At 70.7% G+C, this 26,998-nt stretch carries 25 protein-coding genes; 15 read left to right on the top strand and 10 right to left on the bottom strand.

The window, feature by feature from the left end:
* Window positions 1-5: 5 nt before the first annotated feature.
* The 8 genes from urtD (at window position 6) to MFF13_RS04170 (ending at window position 7,284) form a co-directional block, all read left to right on the top strand.
* The gene (gene urtD, locus MFF13_RS04135) at window positions 6-791 is read left to right on the top strand and encodes an urea ABC transporter ATP-binding protein UrtD (protein WP_147753749.1); all 786 of its coding nucleotides are present in this window, start codon (window positions 6-8) and stop codon (window positions 789-791) included.
* A gap of 74 nt (window positions 792-865) precedes the next feature.
* Window positions 866-1,555 (top strand): urea ABC transporter ATP-binding subunit UrtE, encoded by a 690-nt coding sequence (urtE, locus tag MFF13_RS04140; protein ID WP_187273591.1) that lies wholly within the window; start codon window positions 866-868, stop codon window positions 1,553-1,555.
* Between the two features lie 11 nt (window positions 1,556-1,566).
* Entirely contained in the window at window positions 1,567-2,583 is a 1,017-nt protein-coding gene (locus MFF13_RS04145) for an alpha/beta fold hydrolase (RefSeq protein WP_238270987.1), read from the top strand.
* Between the two features lie 77 nt (window positions 2,584-2,660).
* Complete coding sequence (fmdA, locus tag MFF13_RS04150; RefSeq protein WP_147828304.1) at window positions 2,661-3,890, top strand: formamidase; 1,230 nt, start codon at window positions 2,661-2,663, stop codon at window positions 3,888-3,890.
* Between the two features lie 62 nt (window positions 3,891-3,952).
* Window positions 3,953-4,270, top strand: a complete 318-nt coding sequence (locus MFF13_RS04155) for an FmdB family zinc ribbon protein (RefSeq protein WP_147753745.1) — start codon at window positions 3,953-3,955, stop codon at window positions 4,268-4,270.
* Between the two features lie 237 nt (window positions 4,271-4,507).
* Window positions 4,508-5,560, top strand: a complete 1,053-nt coding sequence (locus MFF13_RS04160) for an aliphatic amidase (protein WP_147828303.1) — start codon at window positions 4,508-4,510, stop codon at window positions 5,558-5,560.
* 158 nt (window positions 5,561-5,718) lie between these two features.
* Complete coding sequence (locus tag MFF13_RS04165) at window positions 5,719-6,777, top strand: sensor histidine kinase (RefSeq protein ID WP_147828302.1); 1,059 nt, start codon at window positions 5,719-5,721, stop codon at window positions 6,775-6,777.
* Window positions 6,778-6,861: 84 nt separating this feature from the next.
* The gene (locus tag MFF13_RS04170) at window positions 6,862-7,284 is read left to right on the top strand and encodes a SufE family protein (RefSeq protein WP_147764829.1); all 423 of its coding nucleotides are present in this window, start codon (window positions 6,862-6,864) and stop codon (window positions 7,282-7,284) included.
* A gap of 13 nt (window positions 7,285-7,297) precedes the next feature.
* Here MFF13_RS04170 and MFF13_RS04175 read toward each other — a convergent pair whose 3' ends face one another.
* The 3 genes from MFF13_RS04175 to MFF13_RS04185 form a co-directional block, all read right to left on the bottom strand.
* Window positions 7,298-8,167 carry a DUF6456 domain-containing protein gene (locus tag MFF13_RS04175; protein WP_238270989.1) on the bottom strand — a complete coding sequence of 290 codons (870 nt, stop codon included), beginning with the start codon at window positions 8,165-8,167 and terminating at the stop codon, window positions 7,298-7,300.
* Between the two features lie 111 nt (window positions 8,168-8,278).
* Window positions 8,279-8,500, bottom strand: coding sequence for a hypothetical protein (locus MFF13_RS04180; protein ID WP_373322482.1), 222 nt, complete (start codon window positions 8,498-8,500; stop codon window positions 8,279-8,281).
* A 209-nt stretch (window positions 8,501-8,709) separates the two neighbouring features.
* Window positions 8,710-9,144, bottom strand: a complete 435-nt coding sequence (locus tag MFF13_RS04185) for a Ros/MucR family transcriptional regulator (RefSeq protein WP_147764830.1) — start codon at window positions 9,142-9,144, stop codon at window positions 8,710-8,712.
* A 447-nt stretch (window positions 9,145-9,591) separates the two neighbouring features.
* Between MFF13_RS04185 and MFF13_RS04190 the strand changes: the two genes are divergently transcribed.
* The gene (locus MFF13_RS04190) at window positions 9,592-11,709 is read left to right on the top strand and encodes a S9 family peptidase (protein WP_238270991.1); all 2,118 of its coding nucleotides are present in this window, start codon (window positions 9,592-9,594) and stop codon (window positions 11,707-11,709) included.
* A 443-nt stretch (window positions 11,710-12,152) separates the two neighbouring features.
* On the opposite strand, the gene MFF13_RS04195 is transcribed toward MFF13_RS04190, so the two are convergent.
* Together MFF13_RS04195 and MFF13_RS04200 are read right to left on the bottom strand one after the other, a co-directional pair.
* Window positions 12,153-15,737 (bottom strand): AsmA family protein, encoded by a 3,585-nt coding sequence (locus MFF13_RS04195; RefSeq protein WP_238271003.1) that lies wholly within the window; start codon window positions 15,735-15,737, stop codon window positions 12,153-12,155.
* A gap of 197 nt (window positions 15,738-15,934) precedes the next feature.
* Window positions 15,935-16,171: a hypothetical protein gene (locus tag MFF13_RS04200; protein WP_147751559.1), complete on the bottom strand. Its 237-nt coding sequence runs from the start codon at window positions 16,169-16,171 to the stop codon at window positions 15,935-15,937.
* 173 nt (window positions 16,172-16,344) lie between these two features.
* Between MFF13_RS04200 and MFF13_RS04205 the strand changes: the two genes are divergently transcribed.
* From MFF13_RS04205 to proC, 6 genes are all read left to right on the top strand, one after another.
* Window positions 16,345-18,744, top strand: coding sequence for an ATP-dependent helicase (locus tag MFF13_RS04205; protein ID WP_147764834.1), 2,400 nt, complete (start codon window positions 16,345-16,347; stop codon window positions 18,742-18,744).
* Between the two features lie 394 nt (window positions 18,745-19,138).
* Entirely contained in the window at window positions 19,139-19,855 is a 717-nt protein-coding gene (locus tag MFF13_RS04210) for a PhoH family protein (RefSeq protein WP_238271005.1), read from the top strand.
* A gap of 133 nt (window positions 19,856-19,988) precedes the next feature.
* Entirely contained in the window at window positions 19,989-20,237 is a 249-nt protein-coding gene (locus MFF13_RS04215) for a hypothetical protein (RefSeq protein WP_147751562.1), read from the top strand.
* Between the two features lie 159 nt (window positions 20,238-20,396).
* Entirely contained in the window at window positions 20,397-20,681 is a 285-nt protein-coding gene (locus MFF13_RS04220) for an accessory factor UbiK family protein (RefSeq protein ID WP_147751563.1), read from the top strand.
* Between the two features lie 325 nt (window positions 20,682-21,006).
* Window positions 21,007-21,516, top strand: coding sequence for a type III secretion system chaperone family protein (locus tag MFF13_RS04225; RefSeq protein ID WP_147726522.1), 510 nt, complete (start codon window positions 21,007-21,009; stop codon window positions 21,514-21,516).
* An 8-nt stretch (window positions 21,517-21,524) separates the two neighbouring features.
* Window positions 21,525-22,352, top strand: coding sequence for a pyrroline-5-carboxylate reductase (gene proC / locus MFF13_RS04230; protein WP_238271015.1), 828 nt, complete (start codon window positions 21,525-21,527; stop codon window positions 22,350-22,352).
* Window positions 22,353-22,550: 198 nt separating this feature from the next.
* Here the strand turns inward: proC and mdcG are convergent, their stop codons facing one another.
* The 5 genes from mdcG to mdcA form a co-directional block, all read right to left on the bottom strand.
* Window positions 22,551-23,183, bottom strand: a complete 633-nt coding sequence (gene mdcG / locus MFF13_RS04235) for a malonate decarboxylase holo-[acyl-carrier-protein] synthase (RefSeq protein WP_147828364.1) — start codon at window positions 23,181-23,183, stop codon at window positions 22,551-22,553.
* Entirely contained in the window at window positions 23,180-23,893 is a 714-nt protein-coding gene (gene mdcE, locus MFF13_RS04240; protein WP_147828365.1) for a biotin-independent malonate decarboxylase subunit gamma, read from the bottom strand. The genes mdcG and mdcE overlap by 4 nt, the downstream gene beginning before the upstream one ends.
* On the bottom strand, window positions 23,880-24,776 hold the full coding sequence (locus MFF13_RS04245) for a biotin-independent malonate decarboxylase subunit beta (RefSeq protein WP_147828366.1): 897 nt from the start codon (window positions 24,774-24,776) through the stop codon (window positions 23,880-23,882). The genes mdcE and MFF13_RS04245 overlap by 14 nt, the downstream gene beginning before the upstream one ends.
* Window positions 24,773-25,087, bottom strand: a complete 315-nt coding sequence (mdcC, locus tag MFF13_RS04250; RefSeq protein ID WP_147828367.1) for a malonate decarboxylase acyl carrier protein — start codon at window positions 25,085-25,087, stop codon at window positions 24,773-24,775. Before mdcC ends, MFF13_RS04245 begins: the two co-directional genes overlap by 4 nt.
* A gap of 186 nt (window positions 25,088-25,273) precedes the next feature.
* The gene (gene mdcA, locus MFF13_RS04255; RefSeq protein ID WP_147763804.1) at window positions 25,274-26,920 is read right to left on the bottom strand and encodes a malonate decarboxylase subunit alpha; all 1,647 of its coding nucleotides are present in this window, start codon (window positions 26,918-26,920) and stop codon (window positions 25,274-25,276) included.
* Window positions 26,921-26,998 lie beyond the last annotated feature (78 nt).

Here is a 26,998-nt window from a genome sequence, read left to right on the forward strand (position 1 = left end):
GCATCATGAACGCCGCGATCCTCCCGGGCTCCGTCATCGGCGCTAACCCGAACGCCCCCGAATACCTGCTGGCGGTCGACGCGCTCACCGTCTCCTTCGACGGGTTCAAGGCGGTCAACGACGTCTCGTTCTACGTCGACCCCAACGAGATCCGGGTGATCATCGGCCCGAACGGGGCCGGCAAGACCACCGTGCTCGACCTGATCTGCGGGCGCACCCGCGCCAGCGCCGGGTCGATCAAGTACAAGGGCCAGGAGCTGACCAAGCTCACCGAGAGCGCGATCGTCCAGGCCGGCGTCGGGCGCAAGTTCCAGACGCCGTCGATCTACGACGACCTCACGGTGTTCGAGAACCTGGAGATCTCGTTCCCGCGCGGGCGCTCGGTGTTCGGGGCGCTGACCTTCAAGCGCGACGCCGAGGTGCGCGACCGCATCCACGAGATCGCCGAGACGATCTTCCTCAAGGACCAGCTCCTGGAGCGGGCCGAGTTCCTGAGCCATGGCCAGAAGCAGTGGCTCGAGATCGGCATGCTGCTGATCCAGGACCCGGAGCTGCTGATGCTCGACGAGCCGGTGGCCGGGATGAGCGTCGGCGAGCGCATCAAGACCGCCGAGCTCCTCAACCAGATCATCGTCGGCCGCTCGGTGCTGGTGATCGAGCACGACATGAAGTTCGTCGAGGACATCGCCCACCGGGTCACCGTGCTGCACCAGGGCAAGGTCCTGTCGGAGGGCTCGATGGAGCGGGTCAAGAACGATCCGAAGGTCATCGAAGTGTATCTGGGACACTGAGCATCATGCTGCAGACCGCGCATCCTCCCCTGGCGAAAGCCCCTCCGCTGCCGACGATCCCGTCGGCCGCGCCGATCCTGCGCGTCGCGGACCTGCACGCAGCCTACGGCCAGAGCGAGGTGCTGCACGGCCTCGACTTCCAGGTCGCGCCCGGCGAGATCGTCGCGGTGATGGGCCGCAACGGCATGGGCAAGACCACGCTGATGAAGACCCTGATGGGGATCGTGCCGGTGAAGGCCGGCTCGATCCGCGTCGACGGCGCCGAAATCGGCGGCCTCAAGAGCCATGCCCGCGTCGCCAAGGGCCTCGCCTACGTGCCGCAGGGCCGGATGATCTTCTCGACCATGACGGTGCAGGAGAACATCGAGACCGGGCTGACCGTCACCGGCACACGCCGCGTCCCCCAGGACCTCTACGACATGTTCCCCGTGCTGTTGGAGATGAAGGGCCGGCGCGGCGGCAACCTCTCCGGCGGCCAGCAGCAGCAGCTCGCCATCGCCCGGGCGCTCGCGAGCCGCCCGAAGGTGCTGCTCCTCGACGAGCCGACCGAGGGCATCCAGCCCTCGATCATCCGCGAGATGGGGCGGACGCTGAAGGCGATCCGCGACGCGCGCGGCCTGTCGATCGTCGTCTCCGAGCAGGTGCTGAGCTTCGCCCTCGACGTCGCCGACCGGGTGCTCGTGATGGAGAACGGCGAGATCGTCCACGAGTCGCTGCGCGCCGACATCGACGAAGCGCAGGTCGCCCGCTTCCTCTCGGTCTAAACGAGGACATCATGGCCGATTACGAGATCTTCGAGCTCGGCGACCACGTTCTCCAGTGCGGCAAGACGCTGCGCAACGCCAAGCTCGCGTTCAAGACCTTCGGCACGCTCAACGCGGCCCGCGACAACGCCATCGTCTACCCGACCTGGTATTCCGGCCAGCACACCGAGAACGAGTGGCTGATCGGGCCGGGCAAGGCCCTCGACCCCGACACGTACTTCATCATCATCCCGAACATGTTCGGCAACGGGCTCTCGTCCTCGCCGAGCAACACGCCGGCTCCCTGGAACGGGCCGCGCTTCCCCAACGTCACGGCCTACGACAACGTCCGCGCACAGCACCGGCTCGTCACCGAGCATTTCGGCATCGAAAAACTGGTCCTGGTGACCGGCTGGTCGATGGGGGCGCTCCAGACCTACCATTGGGGCGCGCTCTATCCCGAAATGGTCCCGCGCATCCTGCCGTTCCAAGGCTCGGCCAAGTGCTCGCGGCACAACTTCGTCTTCCTCGAGGGCGCCAAGGCGGCGCTCCAGGCCAACGCCGCCTTCGCAGAGGGTTGGTATGCGAGCCCGCCGAACAAGGGGCTGCGCGCCTTCGGCCGGGTCTACGCCGGCTGGGGCCTGTCGCAGACCTTCTACCGGATCGAGGCCGACAAGACCCACATGGGCTACGCCTCGCTCGAAGACTTCCTCGTCGGATTCTGGGAAGGCCTGTTTTATACGCGCGACGCCAACGATCTGCTCGCGATGCTGTGGACCTGGCAGAACGGCGACATCGGCGCCAACGACACCTTCCTCGGGGACACCAAGGCGGCGCTTCGCGCGATCACCGCGAAGGCGATCCTGATGCCGGCCTCGACCGACCTGTACTTCCCGCCCGAGGACAACCGGATCGAGGCGGAGTCGATGCCGAACGCCGAGTTGCGCGTCATCGACACGTGGTGGGGCCACTTCGCCGGCGGACCGGGCACCAGCCCCGACGACATCCAGATCCTCGACGACGCGCTGAAACGGCTGCTCGCGAGCTGAAAGGTTTCGGCCGGCTCAACCGGTCGTTCGGGGCATCGCCGTCCCCAGGTTTCCAAGACAGGGAGCAAAGTCAGAAAATGCCCGAGACGCTGATCAAGGTCGACCTGACGCAATCGGCCTACGACAACGACATGGTGCACAACCGCTGGCACCCGGACATCCCGATGGTCGCCATGGTGAAGCCCGGCGACGACTTCATCGTCGAGACCTACGACTGGACCGGCGGCTTCATCAAGAACAACGATTCCGCCGACGACGTGCGCGACATCGACCTGTCGATCGTGCACTTCCTCTCCGGCCCGATCGGCGTCGAGGGCGCCGAGCCCGGCGACCTCCTGGTGGTCGACCTCCTCGACATCGGCGCCAAGCCCGAGAGCCAGTGGGGCTTCAACGGCTTCTTCTCGAAGAACAACGGCGGCGGCTTCCTCGACGAGCACTTCCCTCAGGCCCAGAAGTCGATCTGGGACTTCGAGGGCATGTTCACCAAGTCGCGCCACATACCCGGCGTGCGCTTCCCCGGCCTGATCCATCCCGGCCTGATCGGCTGCCTGCCCGATCCGAAGATGCTCGAGACCTGGAACATCCGCGAGAAGGCGCTGTTCGACACCGACCCGAACCGGGTGCCGGCTCTCGCCACCCTGCCCTTCGGGCCCACCGCCCACATGGGACGCCTCAAGGGCGAGGCGAAGGAGAAGGCGGCCGCGACAGGCGCCCGCACGGTGCCGGGGCGCGAGCACGGCGGCAATTGCGACATCAAGGACCTATCGCGCGGATCGAAGATCTACTTCCCGGTCTACGTGCCCGGCGCCGGCCTCTCGATGGGCGACCTGCATTTCAGCCAGGGCGACGGCGAGATCACCTTCTGCGGCGCGATCGAGATGGCCGGCTGGGTCCACCTCAAGGTCAGCCTGATCAAGGACGGCATGGCCAAGTACGGGATCAAGAACCCGATCTTCAAGCCGTCGCCGGTCACGCCGAAGTTCGACGACCACTTGATCTTCGAGGGCGTCTCGGTCGACGAATACGGCAAGCAGCATTATCTCGACGTGACGGTGGCCTACCGGCAGGCCTGCCTCAACGCGATCGAGTACCTGAAGAAGTTCGGCTACTCGGGCGCGCAGGCCTACTCGATCCTCGGCACCGCACCGGTCCAGGGCCACATCTCGGGCGTGGTCGACATCCCCAACGCCTGCGCGACCTTGTGGATTCCGACCAAGATCTTCGAGTTCGACATCAATCCCGGCGCCGACGGGCCGACGAAGTTCATCGACGGCTCGATCCAGATGCCGCTCTCACCGGATCTGTAGTCTCCTGGTTTGCCGCGCTTCCCGGCCGGCAAACCGCACACACTTTGCCTGGAAGCGCGCGAATGCCGGTCTACGATTACGCTTGCGAGGCCTGCGGGCCGTTCACGGTGCTGCGCCCTATGGCGCAGTTCAAGGACCCGCACGACTGCCCCGATTGCGGGACGGCGTGCGGGCGCGCCTTCCTCACCGCGCCGAACCTCGCCTCGATGGATGCGGGCCGGCGCAAGGCCTACGCGACCAACGAGCGGAGCGCGCACGCCCCCCGCAAGTCGTCCGCGCACGGGGCCGGCTGCGGCTGCTGCTCGGGGACGAAGGCCAAATCCAACCCCACGGCCGCCAAGAGCTTCCCGAACGCGCGGCCGTGGATGATCAGCCACTGACACAGCGACACCCCCTCCCCCTCTGCGGGGGAGGGTGGGCTTCGCGTCAGCGAAGGTCGGGAGAGGGAAACGCGCTTTACGGCACCGTTGATCCCCTCTCCCGACCCGCTTCGCGGGCCACCCTCCCCCTCACCCAAGTCGGGCTTGCCCGACTTGGGCACACAAGGCGCGGATCTCGGGCAAGCCCGAGATCCGTCGGGGGGAGGGAAGAAACCCGAGCCAGGAGGAACCTACGCCATGATGCACGGAGACATCTCGTCCAGCGCCGACAGCGTCGGCGTCGCGGTGGTGAACTACAAGATGCCGCGCCTCCACACGAAGGCGGAGGTGCTGGAGAACGCCACGAAGATCGGCGACATGATCGTCGGCATGAAGGCCGGCCTGCCGGGTCTCGACCTGGTGATCTTCCCCGAATACTCGACCCACGGGATCATGTACGACGCGGGGGAGATGTACGAGACCGCCTCGACCGTGCCCGGCGCCGAGACCGAGATCTTCGCCGACGCCTGCCGCAGGGCCAAGGTCTGGGGCGTGTTCTCGCTCACCGGCGAGCGCCACGAGGAGCATCCGAACAAGGCGCCCTACAACACCCTGATCCTGATGAACGACCAGGGCGAGATCGTGCAGAAGTACCGCAAGATCATGCCCTGGACGCCGATTGAGGGCTGGTATCCGGGCGACCGCACCTACGTCTCGGAGGGGCCGAAGGGCCTGATGATCAGCCTGATCATCTGCGACGACGGCAACTACCCCGAGATCTGGCGCGATTGCGCCATGCGCGGGGCGGAACTCATCATCCGCTGCCAGGGCTACATGTACCCGGCGAAAGAGCAGCAGATCCTGATGTCGAAGGCGATGGCCTTCGCCAACAACACCTACGTCGCGGTGGCCAACGCCGCCGGCTTCGACGGAGTCTACAGCTACTTCGGCCACTCGGCGATCGTCGGCTTCGACGGGCGCACGCTCGGCGAGTGCGGCGAGGAGGAGATGGGCATCCAGTACGCGGCGCTTTCGAAATTCCTGATTCGCGATTTCCGCGCGCACGGGCAGTCGGAAAACCACCTCTTCAAGCTGCTCCACCGCGGCTACACCGGGATGATCAACTCCAAGGAGAATCGGCACGGGCTGTCGGAATGCCCCTACGACTTCTACCGCCGCTGGATCGAGGACCCCGACGCCACCCGCGACGCGGTGCGCGCCATCACTCGCCAGGGCGTCGGCACCGAGGAATGCCCGATCGACGGCATCCCCTTCGTCGGCAAGGGCGAAGGGCCGCCGGACCCGCGCTGAAATCGGCTCCGACGCAACGCCGCGCCGGCCCCGGATCGGGTCTGCGCGGCCACTTCCATGACACGACGACGTCTGATCGGAACGGCCCAAGGCCCGACACGTTGACCGGCGCTTGTCTTGCGCACATCAGGTCGAACCAGGGGCGGATCGGGTAGATCATGAACGGTGAGTCGAAGCCGGCCGGTGCGGGCGGTCAGGACAGCAGGCCGGGCGCGCACGGTGTCAGTGCGGAGTTCCGGCGCTTCGCCGACGACGTCCCGCTGATGATGTGGCGCTCGGACCATCGCGGCCACGCGATCCATCACAACGAGTGCTGGCTCCAGTTCACCGGCCGGCCGCTGGAGGAAGAACTCGGCGTCGGCTGGCGCACGGGCCTGCATCCGGACGACTTCGAGCGGCACGCGCGCATCGTCTCCGAGGCGTTCACCGCGCGCGAGCCCTTCACCGTCGAGTTCCGCCTGCGTCGTCACGACGGGGCCTATCGCTGGCTGCTCGACACCGCCCGGCCGCTGACCGAGGACGGCGAGTTCCGCGGCTATCTCGGCTCGTGCTTCGACATCACCGACCGCAAGCATGCCGAGGTGCATATCGAGGAGGCGCTGCAGGAGAAGGAGACCCTGCTCGCGGAGGTCTACCACCGCGTCCGCAACAACCTGCAGGTCATGGTCAGCCTGATCGGCCTCTACGGCCGCGCGGCGCCGGAGCCCTGCCGCGGCAGCTTCGAGGCGCTGGGCCAGCGGGTGAGGGCGATCGCGCTGGTGCAGCAGCACCTGCACGAGGCGCCCCACATCGCCTCGATCGACCTGCGCGACTACCTGCATCGGCTCGCCTCCGGCCTCGGCCAGCTCCGCCGCGCCGGGCGCATCGGCGTCCACCTCGGCGGCGCCGGCACCAGCCTCGTCGAGCCGCGCACCGCCAACGCGCTCGGGATGATCGTCGCCGAGATCGTGGCCGAGTGCCTCGACGCCACCGCCGAGAGCGTCGCCTGCGCCATCGCCATCGACATTGACGCCGCCCCCGGCGCGCCGGTGCGCCTCTCGATCACCTCCGGCGCCGGCGACCAGGATGAATCCGGCCGGCCCAACATCCCGAAGCTCGGGCCGCGGCTGATCGCGGCCTACGCGGCTCAGGCCGAGATCGCCGTCACCGGGGTGGCGACGGCCGAGGACCCGCTGCGGCTGCAGCTGCCGGAGGCGCGGATCGACGGCCTGGCCTGAAGGGCGCCGCGGGATTCGCTTCGGCCGGGGTGGCGACCTATATCTTGGACGACCCCCGCGCCCCCGACAGAACACCGGCCGAGCATGCTGCCTCCGATCGAGACCATCGTCGAGAACTTCGAATTCATCGACGACTGGGAAGAGCGCTACCGCTACCTGATCGAGCTCGGGCGCACCTTGCCGCCGGCCGACGCCGCCCTGCACGCGGAGTCGAACAAGGTGCTGGGCTGCGCCAGCCAAGTGTGGATCGACCTGAACGTCGATGCGTCCGCCGACGTGCCGCGCCTTCACCTGCGGGGCGACAGCGACGCCCACATCGTGCGCGGCCTCGTCGCGCTGATGGTCGCGCTGTTCGACGGCAAGACCCCGCGCGAGGCGGCAGACACCGACGCCTTCGCCCTCTACACCAAGTTGGGCCTCGGCGAGCACCTCACCCCGCAGCGCTCCAACGGCGTCCGCGCCATGGCCGACCGCATTCACCGCGACGCGGTCCGCCTCGCCGCCTGAGCGGGCGACCGCCTCACGCCCGGTCGCGCCACAGCCGCATGCGGGCATGGTCCGGGCCTATGGCCTCGCGCTGCAGGCCGTAATGCTCGGCCAGCCGCCCGAGGGCGATCTTGGCGACCACCTTGGCGGAGCGGGCCGGCCAGCGGCGTTCCTCCTCGATCCGCTCCAGCCCTTTCACGTGGCCGCACAGGTCGATCAACAGGCCCGACAGGTCGTGGCCGACCGCATCCATCGCGCGGTCCACCCGGGCGCGCGCCGCCATCATCGTGTCGGAGGCGCCGGCGGCGTCGCGCGGCCCCGAGCCGTCGACGCGGATCGCCGTCCAGTCGATGCCCATCCGCGGCATCAGCATACCCGTGGTGATGTCGCGGCGCAGGCGCTCGCCGGCCTCGAACGACGCCCGGTCGAGAAGCGGCGCTCCGTCGCGGCCGCGCCGCCGCACCATCCAGGCGATCGGGCTCTCCGCCGCGTCGCGCAGGCGCCTCTCCGTTCCCTCGCCCTCGACTACGAGGTCGAGATGCTGCCCGCGGAAGGCTTCGCCGGCCGGCGCGTCGCCACGCCGGAGGCGCGCCCGGCCGGCGATCGACAGCACGATCCGCCCGCGCGGCCCGGGTTCGCGCAGGGCGAGGTCGGCGGCGAGCAGGCGCTCGCCGGACGCCGCCGGAAAGCGGCCGCCGCCGAGCGAGACGCCGCCGCCGCAGCGCACGATCAGCATCGCGTCCTCGACCGGGTCCGGGAAGGCGTAGGCGCCGTCGGCGGCCAAGGCTGCCAGCAGCCGCTCGCCAGCACGCCCGATCGCGGCCTCCGCTCGCGGCAGGGCGACCGGGCGGGCAAGGGGGCGAGGAGCCAGGCGAGCGGTCCGAGCCTGAGAGAGTTTGTTCATGTTTTGTTCCCAACGCGAACGGTCTTCGTCACGACGAAGGAAACAGGAGAGTCCTGAAAATCGTCCTAGATCAAGACTTGACGACCACGACGCTGTGGAGCGTCACGCACCCTAGGGTGCAGGGTCGGCGCCGGGCTTCGCCGGCGGATGCTTCAGCACCTCGGCGATCTCCTCCTCGGACTTGCCGCGGACGTCGTAGCCCATCCCGGCGAGGCGCTCGACCAGGGCGTCGCTGTCGGCGGCCGAGCGGGCGGCCCATTCGGCGAGCACGTCGTTCGCCTTGCCGAGGTCGTCGGTCGGGACCGCCTCAGTCGACATCTTGGCATCGCTCATGGGGACAAACCGCTCGCAGAACCAGGCACGGTGACGCGCAAGGTTTGTGCCCATCGCGCGCATTGTCCAGCGCGTGGATGTCGGCTTGCGTGAAGAAAACGCGACCGCACGACGAAAGAGAGCGTCTTCCGTGATCCGGAGATCACGGAAGACGCTCGAGATCGCGCGGGACGCGGGGAAACCGTGCCCCGGCGCTCCGCATGGCGGTCTCAGGCGGCTTCGTCGTAATTGCCCGAGCGGGTCTGGCCGAGGCCGATCGCCTTGGCGAGGTCGGAGCGGGCCTTGGCGTAGTTCGGCGCGACCATCGGGTAGTCCGGCGGCAGGCCCCACTTGGCGCGATACTGCTCCGGGCTCATGTCGTACTTGGCGCGCAGGTGGCGCTTGAGCGACTTGAAGGTCCGGCCGTCCTCCAGGCAGATGATGTGGTCGGCGGTGACGGACTTCTTCACCGGCACGGCGGGGGTCAGCGGGCCGGCGGGCGCCTCGGCCTCGGCCTGTCCGCCGGCGACCTGCATCAGCGACGCGTGGATGCGGGTGATCAGCTGGGCCAGCTCGCCCGGGGGGACCGGGTTGTTGCTGACGTAGGCCGACACGATGTCGGCTGCGAGTTCCACGTAGTCGACCGTGGTTTCAGTGTCGTTCATGTTCGGCCATGTCCTCTGGACGCTCAGGCTGTCGACGGGTCTTGGGCGGCGCGGGCCGTCGGCCCCGCCGTCTCTCGCCAGGATGCGGGCATTCCCGCAGCAATGTTCGGCCCGCCCGCAAGTGCTGAGTAAAATGCGGGGACCCCTCCCCGCGACGACTTCTCATTAGGATATTTGCAGATCGCCCGCAAGTTGCTCGACGACAGTTCGGATACGCAACGTCAACTATCCGGAAGGATATTTCAGCTTAACGAAATCGGCTAAAGCGATGCCTACTCAAGGGCGAAGCATCCCACCGAATCGGCTCTACCCCAGATTGCAGAACCTGCGGAGGACAACGCGGCCGGCACCAAGCCGGGGCGAGACCATTGCACGCCGGGCCTTGTCCGGGGCCGGGCCGCACGGCACATGCCCAGGTTCGCGCAGGTTCTCCACGGGAAATCTCCAATGGCGTTCGACACGGCCCACGTCCCGCCCGCCTCCGACGCGCCGCGTGCGCAGCGCCGGCCGCACAGCTTCGTCGTCCACGGGCGCACCCTGTCGGACGACTACGCCTGGTTGAAGGCCGAGAACTGGCAGGACGTCCTCAAGGACCCGTCGGCGCTGCCGGCCGACATCGGCGACTACTTGAGGTCCGAGAACGCCTACGCCGAGGCGGCGCTCGCCGGCGCGGCGCCGCTGCGCAAAACTTTGGTCGCCGAGATGCGCGGGCGCATCCGCGAGGACGACAGCGGCGTGCCGACGCCGGACGGGCCGTTCGCCTACTACACCCGCCACCGCGACGGCGGGCAGCACCCCCTGGTCTGCCGCCGCCCATCCGCGGCCGGCGACGACGCGGGGGCGGAAGAGATCCTGATCGACGGCGACAAGGAGGGCGAGGGCCTGGCCTTCTTCGAGATCGCAGGCGCCGCCCATTCCGACGACCATGCGCGCCTCGCCTGGGGCGTCGACACCAAGGGCTCGGAGCTGCACGCGATCCGGGTGCGCGACCTCGCGACCGGGACGGATGCGGCCGACCGCGTCGAGGCGACCTCCGGCGAGGCGGTCTGGTCGGCCGACGGCGCCGGGTTCTGGTACGTCGCGGTCGACGCCAACCACCGGCCGGCGCGGGTGATGTACCACCGCCTCGGCGCGGAGCAGGCGGACGACGCCACGGTCTACGTCGAGCGCGATTCCGGGTTCTTCGTCCACATCGGGGCGACGCAGTCGGGCGCCTACCTCACCATCACCGCGAGCGACCACGAGACCTCGGAGGTCCACCTCCTCGACCGCGCCGCGCCGGACGGGCGCCTGCGCGTGGTGCAGCCGCGCGAGCCGCTGCTGATCTACTCGGTCGAGCATCGCGGCGCGGACCTCTACATTCTCACCAACGCCGACGGCGCCGAGGACTTCAAGGTCGTCACCACCCCGGTGGCCGAACCAGGCCGGGGGCACTGGGCCGACCTGGTGCCGCACCGCGCCGGCACCATGATCCGCCACCTGCATCTGCTCGCCGACCACCTGGTCCGCCTCGAGGTCGAGAACGCCCGGCCGCGGATCATCGTGCGCGACCTCGCGACCGCCGAGGAGCACGCGGTGGCGTTCGCGGAGGAGGCCTACTCGCTGGGCCTCCAGCCCGGCTACGAGTTCGAGACGGCGACGATCCGCTTCGCCTATTCCTCGATGACGACGCCGACGGAGACCTGGGACTACGATTGCGCCACCCGCTCCCGCGCCCTGCGCAAGCGTCAGACCATCCCGAGCGGGCACGCGCCCGAGGACTACGTCACGCGGCGGCTGTTCGCGACCGCCCCGGACGGGGCGCAGGTGCCGATCTCGCTGCTTCACCGGCGCGACCTCGTCCTCGACGGGACGGCGCCGCTGCTGCTCTACGGCTACGGTGCCTACGGCACGCTGATGCCGGCGGCGTTCCGCACCAACCTGCTGAGCCTCGTCGACCGCGGCTTCGTCTACGCCATCGCCCACATCCGCGGCGGCACCGAGAAGGGCTGGCGCTGGTACCTCGACGGCAAGCGCGAGAAGAAGCCCAACACCTTCTCCGACTTCGTCGCCTGCGCCCGAGCGCTGATCGCGGCGCAGTACACGTCCGAGAAGCGGATCGTGGCGCATGGCGGCAGCGCCGGCGGCATGCTGATGGGGGCGGTGGCCAACCTCGCCCCGGAGCTGTTCGCCGGCATCGTCGCCGACGTGCCCTTCGTCGACGTGCTCAACACCATGCTCGACGCCGAGCTGCCGCTGACACCGCCGGAATGGCCGGAATGGGGAAACCCGGCCGAGAGCGAGGCGGCGTTCCGGACCATCCTGTCGTACTCGCCCTACGACAACGTCGCAGCCAAGGCCTACCCGGCGATCCTGGCGCTCGGCGGCCTCACCGACCCGCGGGTGACCTATTGGGAGCCGGCCAAATGGGTGGCGCGCCTGCGCGCGACCATGACCGGCGGCGGCCCGGTCCTGCTGCGCACCAACATGGAAGCCGGCCACGGCGGCGCCGCCGGCCGCTTCGACCGGCTCGAAGAGGTGGCGCTGATCTACGGCTTCGCGTTGGCGGCGGTGGGCGAGGCGTGAGGGAGAGGCGGCGTTCGGCTGCCACCGTGCCGAACATCATGACGCGGGAGATGTCCCCCTTCCCAGGTTCCCGATTCACCGATTCCGCACAGCCTCGGATGACGCGCGGCTCCCCCCTCTCCCCGCAGGCGGGGAGAGGCCCGGCTGCACCCCGTCGTGCAGCCGGGAAGCGGAGGCGAAGCCGAAGCGACGGTGAGGGGGAGCTTCCGGAAGAGCCTCCTCCGGCTCAGCCCCCTCACCGTCGGCTGCCGCCTCGCTTTGCCGACGACGAGGTCGTCAAAGCCCTCTCCCCCACCGAAGTCGGGCCTGCCCGACTTCGGCAGGCAGGTTCGGATCTCGGGCAAGCCCGAGATCCGTGCGGGGCGAGGGGATGCGCGCAAATCAAGGCGCCAGAAGCAGAGATGTGCGAAGCCTATTGCGTCTCCTTGAGACGTAGATAGCCCTCACGGCTGCGCGGGCGGCGGGCGGATGTCGAGGGGGCGTTCCGGCGGCGGGTCGGGCGTCTCGGTGCGGGCGCGGCGGGCGGCCTCCTCGGCGGCCTGGGCCTTGAGCCGGGCTTGGCGCGCCGCCTCCTCCGCCGCGGCCTTGTCCACCATCGCCCTGTCCGCCGTCGCTTTGTCCGCCGCAGCCTTCTCGGCAGCCGCCTTGTCCGCCGCGGCCTTGAGGGCGGCGGCGCGCGCCTTGTCCATCTCGATCCGGGCGCGGCGGCGCTGACGCTCGGTCTGGTCGGCCTCGATCAGCTCGATCGTTTCCAGCTCGCGCTGCAGCACCAAGGCGGCGAGGCCCGTGGTGAGCGGTCCGACGTCCAGGCTGCGCTCGGGCGCGGCGAGGGGTCCGGCGAGCCCGAGCTGGATCGCAGGGAGGCCGCCGCCCCAGCCCTTCGGCGCCGTGCCGCCCGAAAGCGTGCCGCGGGCGTCGAGCCGGCTCGTCCGGAAATCGTAGCCCAGCGTCCCGCTCCAGCGCGCCGCGCCGAGATCGAGGTCGAGCGGGCCGGCCCGCAGGGTCCCGCCGATGACGGTCGCCGGCGCGGACGCCGTCTGCGTCGTGCCGGCGGCGGCCTTCGACAGCTCCTCCGCGACGAGGGCTTGGAGCCGGCCGTCGCGCAACGGGTCCTCGATCTGGAGCGCGCGGGCGAGCGCCCGGCCGATCGCGGCGGGATCGGTCTCGGGCAGGTTGAGGGCGGCCAGCGTGACGCTGCCCGTGCCCGAAAGGTTTGCCGCCAGGGCCGCAACATCCTCGCCGGAGGTGCCGAAGCGCAGGGCGGCGGAGAGCCGGCCGCCGAGCGGCCCGCCGTCGGCCAGCGCCGGGATCGCCACGTCGGCGACGGTGCCCTCGCCCGCGATCGCTGCGAGGCCGCTGCGCCGCGACAGGCTCGCCGAACCGGCGATCCTGCCCTCGGCGAGCTTGGCCGAGAGGTCGCGCACGCTCAGCGTCCCATCCTCGAGCCCGAGCGCCGCGGCGGCGCCCGTGGCGACGAGGCCGCGCCCGAGGTCGAGCCGTTCGACCCGCAGGTCGAGGGCGGCCGTTAGACCCGGCGCGGGCGGGGCGCCGAACCGCCCGGCGGCGCCCGGCGGCATCACCAGGGCGGCGGCGAGCTGCGGCAGGGACAGGCGGTCGAGGCGCGCGGTCCCCGACAGGGCCCCGTCCGGGATCCGCACGAGGTTCGCGTCGAGGGCCGCCCCGGCGATCCGCCCGGAGAGCGCGGCGCGCGCGTCGTCGCCCTGGCGGGTCAGGGCGACGGAGAGGTCCGCCGGCCACGGGCCCGGCGCGAGGGCGGCGGCGCCCGCAAGCGTCAGGAACGGGCCGAGGTCGGCGGTCTGGAGCCGCAGGGCGCCGGCGGCGGGTGGGCCCCCGTCGCCGGGAAGCCGCAGCGGCGTCGCGGTCGACAGGCTCGCCCCGGCGATCGTGCCCGACGCCTGCAGCGACAGGCCCCCCTCCGCCGCGCGGGCGGCGACGAGGGACAGGTCGGCCGGCTGCTGCAGGCCGGCGATGTCGGCGCGGCCGAACCAGGTGCCGGCCCGCGGCGTCGCGAGGTGGACCTTCGCCCCCTCGACCGAGCCGGCGCGGCTGACCAGAGACAGGTCGAGGCTGCCGCCCGCGGCCTTGCCCTCTGCGGCGAGCCGCAGCGCGTCGGCATCGCCCGCGTCGCGCGCCAGCGTGACCGCGAGGTCGAGGGCGCCGGCCCGCAGGAAGGCGGGGATCAGCCGGGTCTCGGCGGTCCAGACCCGCTCGATCAGGGCGACGAGGGGGGCCGCCACCGGGGCGGAGATCCGGCCGGCGACGCGCCCCGCGCCGTCGGCGCCGATCCGCCCGGAGAGCTTCGCGTTGGCCCCGGCCAGATCGGTCACGTCGAGGCTGTCGACGACCAGCGCCGCCCCGTCCGACTGGATGCTGGCCGAGAGCGTGCCGTTCCCGCTGCCGGTCGCGCCGTAGCGCAGGTCGCGCGCCTCGATGGTGAGGCCGAGGTCGTGGTCGTGCAGGCCCGCGAGCGCGTTGCCGAGCGGCGGCAGGTTGGCGACGTCGAGGCCGCGGGCGCGGATCTGCGCATCGACGCGGCCGCGGGTCCGGCCCTCGGCCGCGGCGTAGCGGGCGTTGCCGGTGACCTGCGCCGTGCCGAGCCCGAGCCGGAGGTTGCGCAGGGAGTACGCGCCGCCGGCCGCGGAGACCTCGGCCGAGACCTCGATGGGCCGCCCGTCGAGGAGCGCCGTCGGCGGCCCGTCGAGGCCGAGCCGGCGCAGATACCGCCCGAGCCCGTCGGAGGCGGATGCGGCGAGCGTCACCGGGCCGGTGAAGCGCGGGCTCGGATCGGTGTCGATTTCGCCGCTCGCCGTCACGGTCGCCGCGCCCGGCGCCACGGCCGAGAAGCGCCGCAGCAGCAGGCCGCCGGCGCGCTCGATGGTGCCGGCCGCCTTGAGGTCGCTCCATTCCTCGAAGCCGAGCACGGCCGTCTCGACCGACAGGTCGAGGTCGAGCATCACCGGCAGGCCGGACGCCGCCTTGCCCGCCTTGCTACCCAGCTTGGGCAGGCCGCGCGCGAGGAAGGCCTGCCCGCCCGGCGAGAGCAGGAAGGCGTCGAGGTCGAGGCGGCGCGCACCGAGGGTCAGCCCCGCGCGCCAGCGCCGCAGGTCGATCTGGCCGCCGCCGGACAGGCGCAGGACCTGACCGCCCGGATCGATCTCGGCGTCGACGCCCTCGAACCGGACCAGCGCGCCGCTCGCCTTGAACTTGCCACCGAGGGTGAACGGCAGGTAGGCGCCCGCGGCCTGGGCCGGCGGGCCGACCACGAGGCGGGCGCTGCCCTCGGCCTCGGCGACGAGGGCGCGCGGCTCGGAGCCGCGGGTGCCGCGCGGGTCCGCCGGCACGAAGGCGACGCGGGCGTCGGCCTCGAAGCGCGGATGGGTGTCGCCGCCGCCCGAAAGCTTCAGCGCGACCGCGCCGTCCGCCCCCGGCTCGCCGCTGACGAGGGTGAACGGCAGGCCGCCGCTGCTGCCCGAGACCCGCCACGGGCCGACGAGCGCCGGCGCCTGGACCTGCACGGCCTCCGCGTAGAACTGGTCGGTGCGCCCGGTCGACGGCACGAACGTGGTGAGCAGCAGCTGCTGGACGTGAAGGTCTTCGACCGCGAGGTCGCGCCCGCGCAGGGTCTCGCCGAGGCCGGCAGGCACCACGAGGGCGTCGCCTTCGGTCACCGGCAGCTTGATCTCGGCGCGGCCGATCCGCGTCTCCGTGAACCGGACCGCGCCCGACAGCAGCGGGGTCAGGCCGAGCTCGGCCTTGACGAAACGCAGGTCGAGGGCGGGCTTTCCCGCATCGTCGCCGAGGTGCAGGCGGTCGAGGCGCAGGCGCGGCGAGGGCAGCAGCCGCACGTCGATGCGGCCCTCGGTGCGGACCGTCAGCCCGAGCGAGCGGCTCACGGTCGCGTCGACGAAGGCGCGATGGGCCGGCCAGTCGATGAAGGGGGGCACGGCGAGCGCCGCGACCAGGATCAGGATGACGGCGCCCGCGAGCGCGGTCAGAAGGTCACGCACCGTGATCGTTCCGCATGCATCCCGCGCCACCCGGCGGGTTCACGGCGGGCATAGCACGGCCGGCGGCAACCAGCGCCAGCGGGCTTTTGTCGGGGGCCGGCAGGGTCGTTTCAGGCAGGCCGCCGGATATTTACCGGATCGATCGAGCGCCCCCCCCTTCCCTCCCGCTCTGCGGGGGGAGGGAAGGGACGGTCCGCTTATCGCCGAGGGGCGACGACCACGCCCGGGGTGGGTTGAGGCGCCTGCATCTGCTGGCTGCGCTGGATCTCCATGCGCGTGGTGTTGTTCTGCGAGGTGATGTTCTGCTGCAGCGCCCGGGACTCGCTCTGGCGGGCGAAGGACTCGTTGGCGGCGTCGGGGTTGCCCTGCCGGACCTGCGCGAGGGCGGGGGTGGCGGCGAGGACGGCGAGGACGGCGATCGGCACGATGCGCATCGGGCGCTCCTGAATCTCGTGTGGTCTTTAATGATGTGGGTCTTGCGATGATCTGACCAAGCGGCCGAACGACCCTGGGTTCCCCGCCTGCGACTCCCCGCCTGCAACCGTGCGGGGTGGCGACATCGCGTCCGGGCCTCGACGCCGTTCGCGTTTTGGTCCAGGGATTGCCGATGCCGAATTCCTCGCATGCGACGCCGCCTTCCGACGCGGGGCGTGGCCCCAGCTCCATCGCCGCCCGCGCCATGGGGGGCTTGCGCCCGACCGCCGCGTCCTACTTGGATGGCCTGAACGAGGAGCAGCGCCGCGCCGTCGAGGCGACGGAAGGCCCCGTCCTGGTGCTGGCCGGCGCCGGCACCGGCAAGACCCGGGTGCTGACCACGCGCATCGCCCACCTGATCAGCACCGGCCGGGCGCGGCCGTTCGACATCCTGTCGGTGACCTTCACCAACAAGGCCGCGCGGGAGATGAAGCACCGGATCGGCACGCTGGTCGGGCCGGCCGGCGAGGGCATGCCCTGGCTCGGCACCTTCCACGCCATCGGCACCAAGATCCTGCGCCGCCACGCCGAGCTGGTGGGCCTGAAGTCCGACTTCACGATCCTCGGCACCGACGACCAGCTCCGCCTGATGAAGCAGGTGCTCAAGGACCAGAACATCGACGAGAAGCGCTGGCCGGCGCGCGCGCTCGGCCACGTCATCGACGGCTGGAAGAACCGCGGCCTCGGCCCGGACCAGATCCCCGCCGGCGAGGCGCAGGCCTTCGCCTTCGGCAAGGGCGGCGACCTCTACACCGCCTACCAGGCGCGGCTCGTGACCCTGAACGCGGTCGACTTCGGCGACCTGCTGCTGCTGTGCCTCAAGCTGTGGCGCGAGAACCCAGAAGTCCTGACCATCTATCAGGACAAGTTCCGCTACATCCTGGTCGACGAGTACCAGGACACGAACGTCGCCCAGTACCTCTGGCTCCGCCTGCTCGGGCAGACCCGGAAGAACATCGCCTGCGTCGGCGACGACGACCAGTCGATCTACGGCTGGCGTGGGGCCGAGGTCGACAACATCCTGCGCTTCGAGCACGATTTTCCCGGCGCCGTGGTGGTGCGGCTGGAGCGCAACTACCGCTCCACCGGCCACATCCTGGCCGCCGCCTCGGGCCTGATCGCCAAGAACCAGGGCCGGCTCGGCAAGACGCTGCGGACCGAGGACGAGCTCGGCGAGCCCGTCACCGTGTCGGGCGCCTGGGATTCCGAGGAGGAGGCGCGGCTTCTGGCGGAATCGATCGAGTCGCTCCAGGCCAAGCAGCACCCGCTTTCCGAAATCGCGGTGCTGGTGCGGATCTCGGCGCAGATGCGCGAGATCGAGGACCGCTTCGTCCAGCTCGGCCTGCCCTACCGGGTGATCGGCGGCCCGCGCTTCTACGAGCGCGCCGAGATCCGCGACGCGCTGGCGTACCTCCGCGCGACCAAGAACCCGTCCGACGACCTCGCCTTCGAGCGGATCGTGAACACCCCCAAGCGCGGCCTGGGCGACGCGACGCTGCAGCAGCTCCACCTCTATGCCCGCGCCGAGCAGGTGCCGCTCCTGCACGCCGCGCGAAAGCTCTGCGAGACCGACGAGCTCAAGCCGCGCGTCCGCTCGACGCTGCGCGCGCTCACCGAGAGCTTTTCGCGCTGGGCGCGGCTCGTCGAGAGCAACCCGCATTCCGAGGTGGCGCAGACCATCCTCGAGGAATCCGGCTACACCGAGATGTGGCAGAAGGAGAAGTCGGCCGACGCCGCCGGGCGCCTGGAAAACCTCAAGGAGTTCGTCCGCTCCATGGAGGAGTTCCCCGACATGGGCGCCTTCCTCGAGCACGTCTCGCTGGTGATGGAAGCCTCGGAGGCCGAGGGCGCCGACCGCGTCTCGCTGATGACCCTGCACGCGGCCAAGGGCCTGGAGTTCGACACGGTGTTCCTGCCCGGCTGGGAGGACGGCCTGTTCCCGAACCAGCGCGCGCTCGACGAGAGCGGCCGCGCCGGCCTGGAGGAGGAGCGGCGCCTCGCCCATGTCGGGCTCACGCGCGCCCGCAAGCGGGCAAAGCTGTCGTTCGCCGTCAACCGCCGCATCCACGGCCTGTGGTCCTCCACAATCCCCTCGCGCTTCATCGACGAATTGCCCGAGACCGCCGTCGACGTGATCGAGGCGCCGGCCCACTTCTCGGCGGGCGCCTCGCGGTTCGACCGCAACCCGCAGCCCTTCGGCTCCAGCTACGGCACGCCGGGCTGGCAGCGGGCGCAGGCCAACACCGGGCAAGGGAACGGCGGATCCGGCAACTTCGGCAAGGGCGCGGCGCACACCACCGCCCGCGGCTTCGGCGCCTCGCCCGGCGGCGGGCGCGGCGGGCCGCGCCAGATCGAAGGCGAGCTGATCGCAAAATCCACCGGCGCGCCCTCGGCCTTCGAGACCGGGATGCGGGTTCTGCACACCAAGTTCGGCCCCGGCGACGTGGCCGCGGTCGACGGCAACAAGCTCACCGTTGACTTCGACAAGGCCGGTCGCAAGATGGTGCTCGACAGCTTCCTGCAGCCGGCCTGACGCCGCCGCGGGACGGCGTCGGGTAGAGGCGTAGGACGCGACCTTGGGCGGACCGGACACGGCCCCATCCCCCGACCTTCCCGGCGTACGACACGCCCGTCTCCGAACCATTTCGGCAACACCCGTCCAACACCGTCATGCGGTCGTCGCAGGCGGCGATTCTATGGTGCGCGCGTTGCATGCTCCTGCAACGACGAGACCGGCCGCATTCGCGGCTCGCCTTGTCCACAAGCTTCGTGTCGTGGGCCGGAACCGGCTCGAGGCAGCCTGATTGCTTTGAGAGAGGCATAGTAAGCCCCGTCACGAAGGTAGAGCGAAGAGCGGTCCCGAGGTTAGCAAGTTCCTAGCTTAGCAAGTCCTTTTGGTTAGCAAGTCCCACGCGGAGTGTTGATCGATGAAAAGACGGCGCGCACGACTCGAGCTGGTTGAAGACCGCACGGTCCGGCTGCACAGGACCCGCTTCGACGAGGAACGAAACCTAGGCCCGATCCAACCGCTGACCGACCGGCAGGCCGAGTACCTCGACGCGCTGGCCCTCCACCCGCAGGTGATCGTGCTCGGCCCGGCCGGCACCGGGAAGACCTACATCGCCGGCACCCGCGCCGCCGACCTGCTGCGCCAGCGCCGCATCGCCAAGGTGATCATCACCCGCCCCAACGTCCCCGGCGGCCGCTCGCTCGGCTTCTTCCCCGGCACCCTCGAGCAGAAGATCGCCCCCTGGGTCGCGCCGCTCACCGAGGCGATGAAGGAGCGGATGGGCGCCGCCGCCTTCGAGATCGCCCTGAAGGCCGGCGACATCGAGATCGTGCCCTTCGAGGTGATGCGCGGGCGCACCTTCAAGGACTGCCTCGTGATCCTCGACGAGGCGCAGAACACGACCACCGCCGAGATCAAGATGTTCCTCACCCGCATCGGCGACGCGTGCCAGGTGATCATCAACGGCGACGTCTCGCAGACCGACCTGCGCGAGACCTCGGGCCTGCGCACCGTCATCCACCTGATCAAGAGCCGGATGATGCCGATCCCCGTCGTGGAGTTCACCCGCGACGACATCGTCCGCTCGGGGATCTGCGCCGAATGGGTGAAGGCGTTCGAGGAAACGAATCTCTGAGTTGTACGTTACCAGCGGCGGGTCGAAGCGGAGACCCGCCGCGCTTCTCCGGCGCGACTTCCTTCTCCCTTCCTTCGGACCCGGAGGATGGAATGGGTGCCGCGGCCCGACGACAAGAAACAGGATTATCTCCGTGAGGAAACTGACCTTCGCCGTTGCCGTGCTCGCCTCGCTCGGCGCCGCCGCGATCACCGCCCCCGCCTCTGCCGCCCCCGGCGCTCCGATGGGCGTGACCGCCCCCGACGCGATCGAGCATGTGCAGATGCACCGCATGGAGCGCCGCATGATGCATCGCCGGATGGAGCGCCGCATGATGCACCGTCACATGGAGCGCCGCATGATGCGTCGTCACATGGAGCGCCGCATGATGCGCCGCATGTGATCTGATCGCTTCGATCAGGTCGGCGACGGGGTCCTTCGGGGCCCCGTTTTTGTTTGCGGCATCCCCATCCCGCGCCGTCCCGCCGGATTGCCGCGGACTCCGCGGATTCCTATGTCGGAGCGCAGGCCGGGTTGCGGCTGCGACGCTTTCGGAGACTACATGCCCCCGTCCAACCGCCTGTTCGACGACTTCGCCCGCCTGATGACCGATGCCGCCGGCGCCGCGCAGGGCGTACGCCGCGAGGCCGAGACGGTGATCCGCGCCCAGGCCGAGCGGCTGATCCGCGACATGGACATCGCCTCCCGCGAAGAGCTCGACGTCCTGCGCGACATGGTCGCCACCTTGCGCTCGCAGAACGAGGCGCTGACCGCCCGCGTCGCGGCGCTGGAGGCCGACGCGAAGCCGCCCGCGGCCGCCGTCGCCGGGGCGAGCGAGGCGATCTGATCGACGGTGGCGAGGGCCGGGTCGCCGGCGCGAATCGGCCCCGGCGGGGCGGCGGGCTTGTACACAGGAAGCGCGCGCGAACGATCCATTTCCTGTTCACCGGCCGGGGGAAGCGCTTTGTGTCGCGAGTCCGCACCGGTTTATAGTCGGTGACGTACTGATTCGCCTTAACCCGCCGAAGACGGGACGCCGCAGAGCCGCCGCCACGAGGTATACCGTCCCATCGGGATAAGTGTCGTCGCGTCGTGACGTGGTTTCGTGCTTCGGTTCTTTCTTGTTCACCATGCCGCGGCGCTCGAATACGGCGGCGTCATTTCGGATCGTCATGCCACAGCTTCACGTCGACATCGAGGGCTACGATCGGATCGAGCACCCGCTCGATGTCGTCGAGCGGCTTGCCGCGCTCCGCGACTGGATCTTCGATCGCGCCGAGACGGACGAGATGTCCGTGGTGGTGGCCGGACGCTGGACCGAGTACCAGGTCGCCTTCACCTGGATCGAGGATGTCGAGGCGCTGCACGTCGCCTGCGCCTTCGACCTCAAGGTGCCGGACCGCCGCCGCACCGAGGTGCAGCGCCTGATCGCCCTGATCAACGAACAGCTCTGGATCGGCCATTTCGACCTGTGGTCGAGCGACGACGTGGTGATGTTCCGCCATTCCCTGCTGCTCGCCGGCGGCTCGGTGCCGACGCACCCGCAATGCGCCATGCTGTTGAAGTCGGCGGTCGAGGCGTGCGAGCGCTACTACCAGGCGTTCCAGTTCGTGCTCTGGGCCGGCAAGTCCGCCCGCGAGGCGCTGGACGCCGTGCTGTTCGAGACCGAAGGCGAGGCCTGAGGCGCACCATGGTGGGTTCCGCAGGCGGCGCCCTGCCCGCCTCCCTGACCCTCGTCGGGGCGGGCAAGATGGGCGGGGCGATGCTCGAGAGCTGGCTCGCGGCCGGCCTCGACCCGCATCGCACCACCGTCGTCGAGGCCCATCCGACCGAGGCTTTGCGTGTGCTCTGCACGGCGCGCGGCCTCGCCCTGAACCCGGCCACCGTCGCGCCGGCCGCCATCCTCGTCGTCGCGATCAAGCCGCAGGGCTTCCCTGACGCCGCGCCCGACCTCGACCGGATGGTCGGCCCCGACACCGTCGTCCTCTCGATCCTGGCGGGCAAGACCGTCGCCGACCTCGCAGGCCGACTGCCGAGCGCCCGGGCGATCGTGCGGGCGATGCCGAACCTCCCTGCCAGCATCGGCCGCGGCGCCACCGGCGCCTTCGCCAACGCGGCGGTGACGCCGGAGCGGCGTGACGCCGTCGCGGCCTTGCTGTCCGCCAACGGACTCGTCGAATGGGTCGGGTCGGAGGCCGAGATCGACGCGGTCACCGCCCTGTCGGGCTCCGGCCCGGCCTACGTCTTCCTGATGGTCGAGGCGATGGCCGAGGCCGGAATCGCCGCCGGGCTCGACCCGCAGGTGGCGGCGCGCCTCGCCCGCGCCACGGTCTGCGGCGCCGGCGCCCTCCTCGACGCGAGCGACCTGCCCGCATCGGAGTTGCGCCGCAACGTCACCTCGCCGGGCGGCACCACCGCCGCCGCCCTCGACGTGCTGATGCGCGCCGACGCGCTCAGTCCCCTTATGCGCGAGGCCGTCGCGGCGGCCAAGCGGCGGGCGGGCGAGCTGGCCGGCTGAGGATCACCGCCATAGGGCATGTTGCGTTCCTCCAACCCACCCCCCTCATCCTGAGGCGCCCGCGTCAGCGGGCCTCGAAGGAGCACTCCAGGGATCGCGCGCAAGCTGGAAGGCTCCTTCGAGGCCTCCGCTTCGCTGCGGCACCTCAGGATGAGGATGGTGGATGGGAATGGGCTGTGAAGGCTCGATCCGCCGACATCACCGGTCCAGGCCCGCCGGCACCAGCGCCACCCGGTCGAGTCCCTTGGCCAGCACCGATCCCCCGGGCGGGGCGTCGCGGAGTTCGCGCCAGTTCACCCCGGCGCCGTCCGGCAGGACGACCTCGCCGTCGAGGCGCATCGGGGCGTTCGCGTCGATCGCGGCGAGGCCGTCGAGGAGGCGGCGCGTGACCGGGACCGGCCAGAGCAGGTCGAGGTCCGAGGTGGTGGAGAGGTAGGCGAGGCCGGTCAGGCGTTGCCACAGCAGGCCGCCGAACACCTGCGGGACGACGCCGTATTCGGCGGCGAGCGCCAGCACCGCGTCGACGGTCGGATGCCAGGCCGGAGGCGCGGACGGGCGCGCGGCGGCGAGGGTCACCGGAGGGGACGGCGTGGCGTCGGTCCACGGCACTGCGAGGCCGATGCGGCGCTTGCCGTCGGCCGGCGGCAGCGGCAGCCCGGCGGGCAGGTGATCGCCTTCGCCGGGGAAGCGCCGCCGCACGATCACCGGCCGGCCGTCGCGCGCCCAGGTCGCGACGTGCGGCACGCCGTCGAGGTCGGGGCGCCCGGCCAGAAGCCGATGCCAGGCCTCGGGCGCCACCACGAACAGGTCGTGGCGGCGGATCGCCCTCACGCCCGCGCCGCCTCGACCACCCGCGCGGCGATGTCGTGCGCGACCGGGCGGCCGCCGCGGGCCTTGCCGAGGGCGTCGCGGTCGTCCTGCCGCGGCAAGTCTGTGATCAACGCCGCGATCTGCGGCCCGAGCGGCTGGACTGGGTCGAGCACCGCCTGCACCGCGCCGGCCTGGACCATGTTGTCGAGGCCGGGGGCGAAGACTGGCGTGGACTTGGCCATCGTCTCGAGCTTTTCCAGGGGCAGCTTGGTGACGCGGGCGACGGAGGGCAGGTCCATCACGCTCGGGTTGGCGCCGGGCAGCGCCACGAGGACCCGCGTCGCCAAAGCCGTGGCGATGAAGGCGCCGGCGGCCGAGTGGCCATAGATCAGGCCGATCGTCGGATGGCCCTGCGCGTCCGCCAGAAGGAGCGCCTTGGCCAGATGCGCCAGGCACTCGTTCAGGCCGAGCAGCTCGTCGCGCCGGCTCATGCGCTGGCTGTCGGAATCGACCAGCACCAGGATCGGCGCGGCGCCCCCGGCTCGCACCGTCGCCAGCACCGCGGCCGAGAGCGTCAGCGCGCCCTCGATCCCGAGCGGCGTGTCGCCGTCGACGCCGACCACCGAAAGGTCCCGGCCGTCGAGCGGACCGTGGCCGGTGATCAGCCCGTCGGCCACATTCACCGAATGGCCCTCGGGGAACAGCGAGGCCAGGATCTCAGCGAGCGTCATGAGTCGTCCCTTCGAGTCCGGCGACGAGGCCGTCGAAGTCGGCCGCCGACAGCGCCGGCACGCCGGCCGGATCGTTGACGCCGAGGCGCGCCCAGATCGCGGTGGCGTCGCGGCAATCGCCGAAGCGCGCGATGCGGGCTTCGAGCCGCGCCTGCTCCGCCTCCAGCGTCGCGAGGTCGAAAGCCGGCGCCCGGCCGACCAGGTCGAGGGCGGCAGCGCGGAACGCCGCCACGGTGTCGTCGCAGAACACGTCGGCGCCCCCGGTGAGCCGCCGGTGCTTGCCGCCCATGGTGCGCCAGACCAGGGCGCGGTCCTTCGAGTCGAACTCCTCGGCGCCCTTGTTGGTCTCGATCACCTCCGGGCCGGAGACCGAGATGCGCCCGCCCTCCGAGACCGCGAGGCGCGAGCAGGTGCCGGCGATGAGGCCGCCGCCGCCGAAGCAGCCGGCGCGCCCGCCGACCAGCCCGACCACCGGGATGCCGGCCCGGCGCAGGTCGGCGATGGCGCGCATGGTCTCGGCGATGGCGGTCTCGCCCGCGTTGGCCTCCTGCAGGCGGACGCCGCCTGTGTCGAACAGGATCAGGACGGCGTCCGGCGTCTCGGTGAGCGCGGCGCGTAAAAGGCCGACGAGCTTGGCCCCATGCACCTCGCCGAAGGCGCCGCCCATGAAGCGGCCTTCCTGCGCGGCGAGGTAGACCGCGCGGCCGTCGAGCCTGCCCCGGCCGACCACGATCCCGTCGTCGAAGGCGCGAGGCAGATCGAACAGCGGCAGGTGCGGGCTCATCGCGCGCTGCTCGGGCCCGACGAATTCCTCGAAGCTGCCCGCGTCGAGGAGCGCCGCGACGCGCTGCCGGGCGCTGGCCTCGTACCAGCTCAGGCTCATCGGCCGCCCTCCATCAGGCGGGCGCCCTGCGCCAGCCGCAGCGACACGGTGTCGGGCCGGGCGCCGCCGTCGTTGATCGCGATGCGCAAGCCGCCGGGCTGGGTCCGCGCCACGAAGTCGGCGGCCACCGCCTCCCACACGTCGCCGTAGCCGACGACCGGGGTCGCGATCTCGATGGTGCACTGGTCTGCCGGCAGCACGCGCTCCAGCAGCACCTCGAGGTTGCCCGACGCCACCACCCCGGTGATCGCCTGCGCCTTGGTGCCCGCGAGCGGCTTTTGCGTGGTGTGGCGGAAGGTGAAGGATTCCATGGATGACGCTTCCTTCCGAATCTCGGACTCGTCCAAATCGATCACCTCATCCTGAGGTGCCGTAGCGAAGCGGAGGCCTCGAAGGAGGGCTCCAGGGATCACGCGACCTTTGGAGGGCTCCTTCGAGGCCCGCTGACGCGGGCACCTCAGGATGAGGTCGTGCGTGGGATAAGGGGCGAGGACGTCTCACCAGTTCCGGAACCGGGCGGGCGGCTCGTACAGGCCGCCCGACCAGTGCACGAGATCCTTGATCGAGCGCGCCGCGAGCAGGGAGCGGTCGGCGTCGAGGGGCTCGATCCCGAGATCCTCCGGGCGGCGGACGATGCCGCGGGCGCGCAAGGCTTCAACCTTCGCCCTGTCGCGGCCGCGGCCGACCTCGGTGTAGCCGGCCACCCCGCGGATCGCCTGCTCGCGCTCGTCCGCGTCGCGGCAGAGCAGGAGGTTGGCGATGCCCTCCTCGGTGACGATGTGGGTGACGTCGTCGGCGTAGACCATGACGGGCGCGAGCTCGAGGCCGATCTTCTTCGCCAGCTCCAGGGCGTCGAGGTGCTCGACGAAGGCCGGCACGAGTCCGTCGCCGAAGGTCTCGACGAGCTGGACCACGAGCTTGCGCCCGCGCCTCAAGGCCGGGTCGCCGGTGCCGCCGGCCTCGCGCCCGGCCTTCATCCAGGTGTCGGACGGGTGGCGGCGGCCATGGGGGTCCGAGCCCATGTTCGGCGCGCCGCCGAAGCCCGCGACGCGGTTCGTCGTGACGGTCGAGGAATGGCCCTGAAGGTCGATCTGCAGGGTCGAGCCGATGAACAGGTCGCAGGCGTAGAGTCCGGCCGTCTGGCAGAAGGCGCGGTTCGAGCGCAAGGACCCGTCGGCGCCGGTGAAGAAGATGTCCGGCCGCGCGGCGATGTAGCGGTCCATGCCGACTTCCGAGCCGAAACAGTGCACCTGCTCGACGAAGCCGGACTCGATCGCCGGGATCAGCGTCGGGTGCGGGTTCAGCGCCCAGTTGGTGGCGATCTTGCCCTTCAGCCCGAGTTTTTCGGCGAACGTCGGCAGCAGCAACTCGATCGCCGCGGTGCCGAAGCCGATGCCGTGGTTGAGCCGGCGGATGCCGTACTCGGCGTAGATGCCCTTGATGGCCATCATCGCCATCAGGATCTGCGTCTCGGTCACGGCCGCCGGGTCGCGGGTGAACAGCGGCTCGACGTAGAACGGCTTGTCGGCCTCGACCACGAAGTCGATCCGGTCGCCGGGGATGTCGACGCGGGGCACCGTGTCGACGATCTGGTTCACCTGCGCGATCACCACGCCGTTCTTGAAGGCGGTGGCCTCCACCACCGTCGGCGTGTCCTCGGTGTTGGGGCCGGTATAGAGGTTGCCGGCCCGGTCGGCCGAGACGCCGGCGATGAGCGCCACGTTCGGCGTGAGGTCGATGAAGTAGCGCGCGAACAGCTCCAGGTAGGTGTGCACCGCCCCGAGCTCGATCTGCCCGCCGTAGAGCATCTTGGCGATGCGCGCGCCCTGCGGGCCGGAATAGGAATAGTCGAGCCGCCGGGCGATGCCGGTCTCGAACACGTCGAGGTGCTCGGGCAGCACGATGCCCGATTGGACCATGTGCAGGTCGTGGACCTTGCCCGGGTCGCAGGCGCCGAGGCCGCGCGCGAGGCAGTCGGCCTGCTTCTGGTTGTCGCCCTCCAGGCACACCCGGTCGCCGGGGCGCAGGACCGCCTCCAGCAGCTCGACCACCGCCTCGTGCCGCACGACCTTGCCGGACGCATGCGCCCGGCCGGCCGCGATCCGCTCGTCCCGCGCCGTCCTCTGCTTGCGCCAGTCGGTCATTCCGATGTCCTCGAAGCCGGTAGCCAGACGCTGCGGCTCGCATGCAAACGCGCGATCCGATATCGAACGCGTATGCGC

This window comes from Methylobacterium cerastii (assembly GCF_022179125.1).
GTDB lineage: Bacteria > Pseudomonadota > Alphaproteobacteria > Rhizobiales > Beijerinckiaceae > Methylobacterium > Methylobacterium cerastii.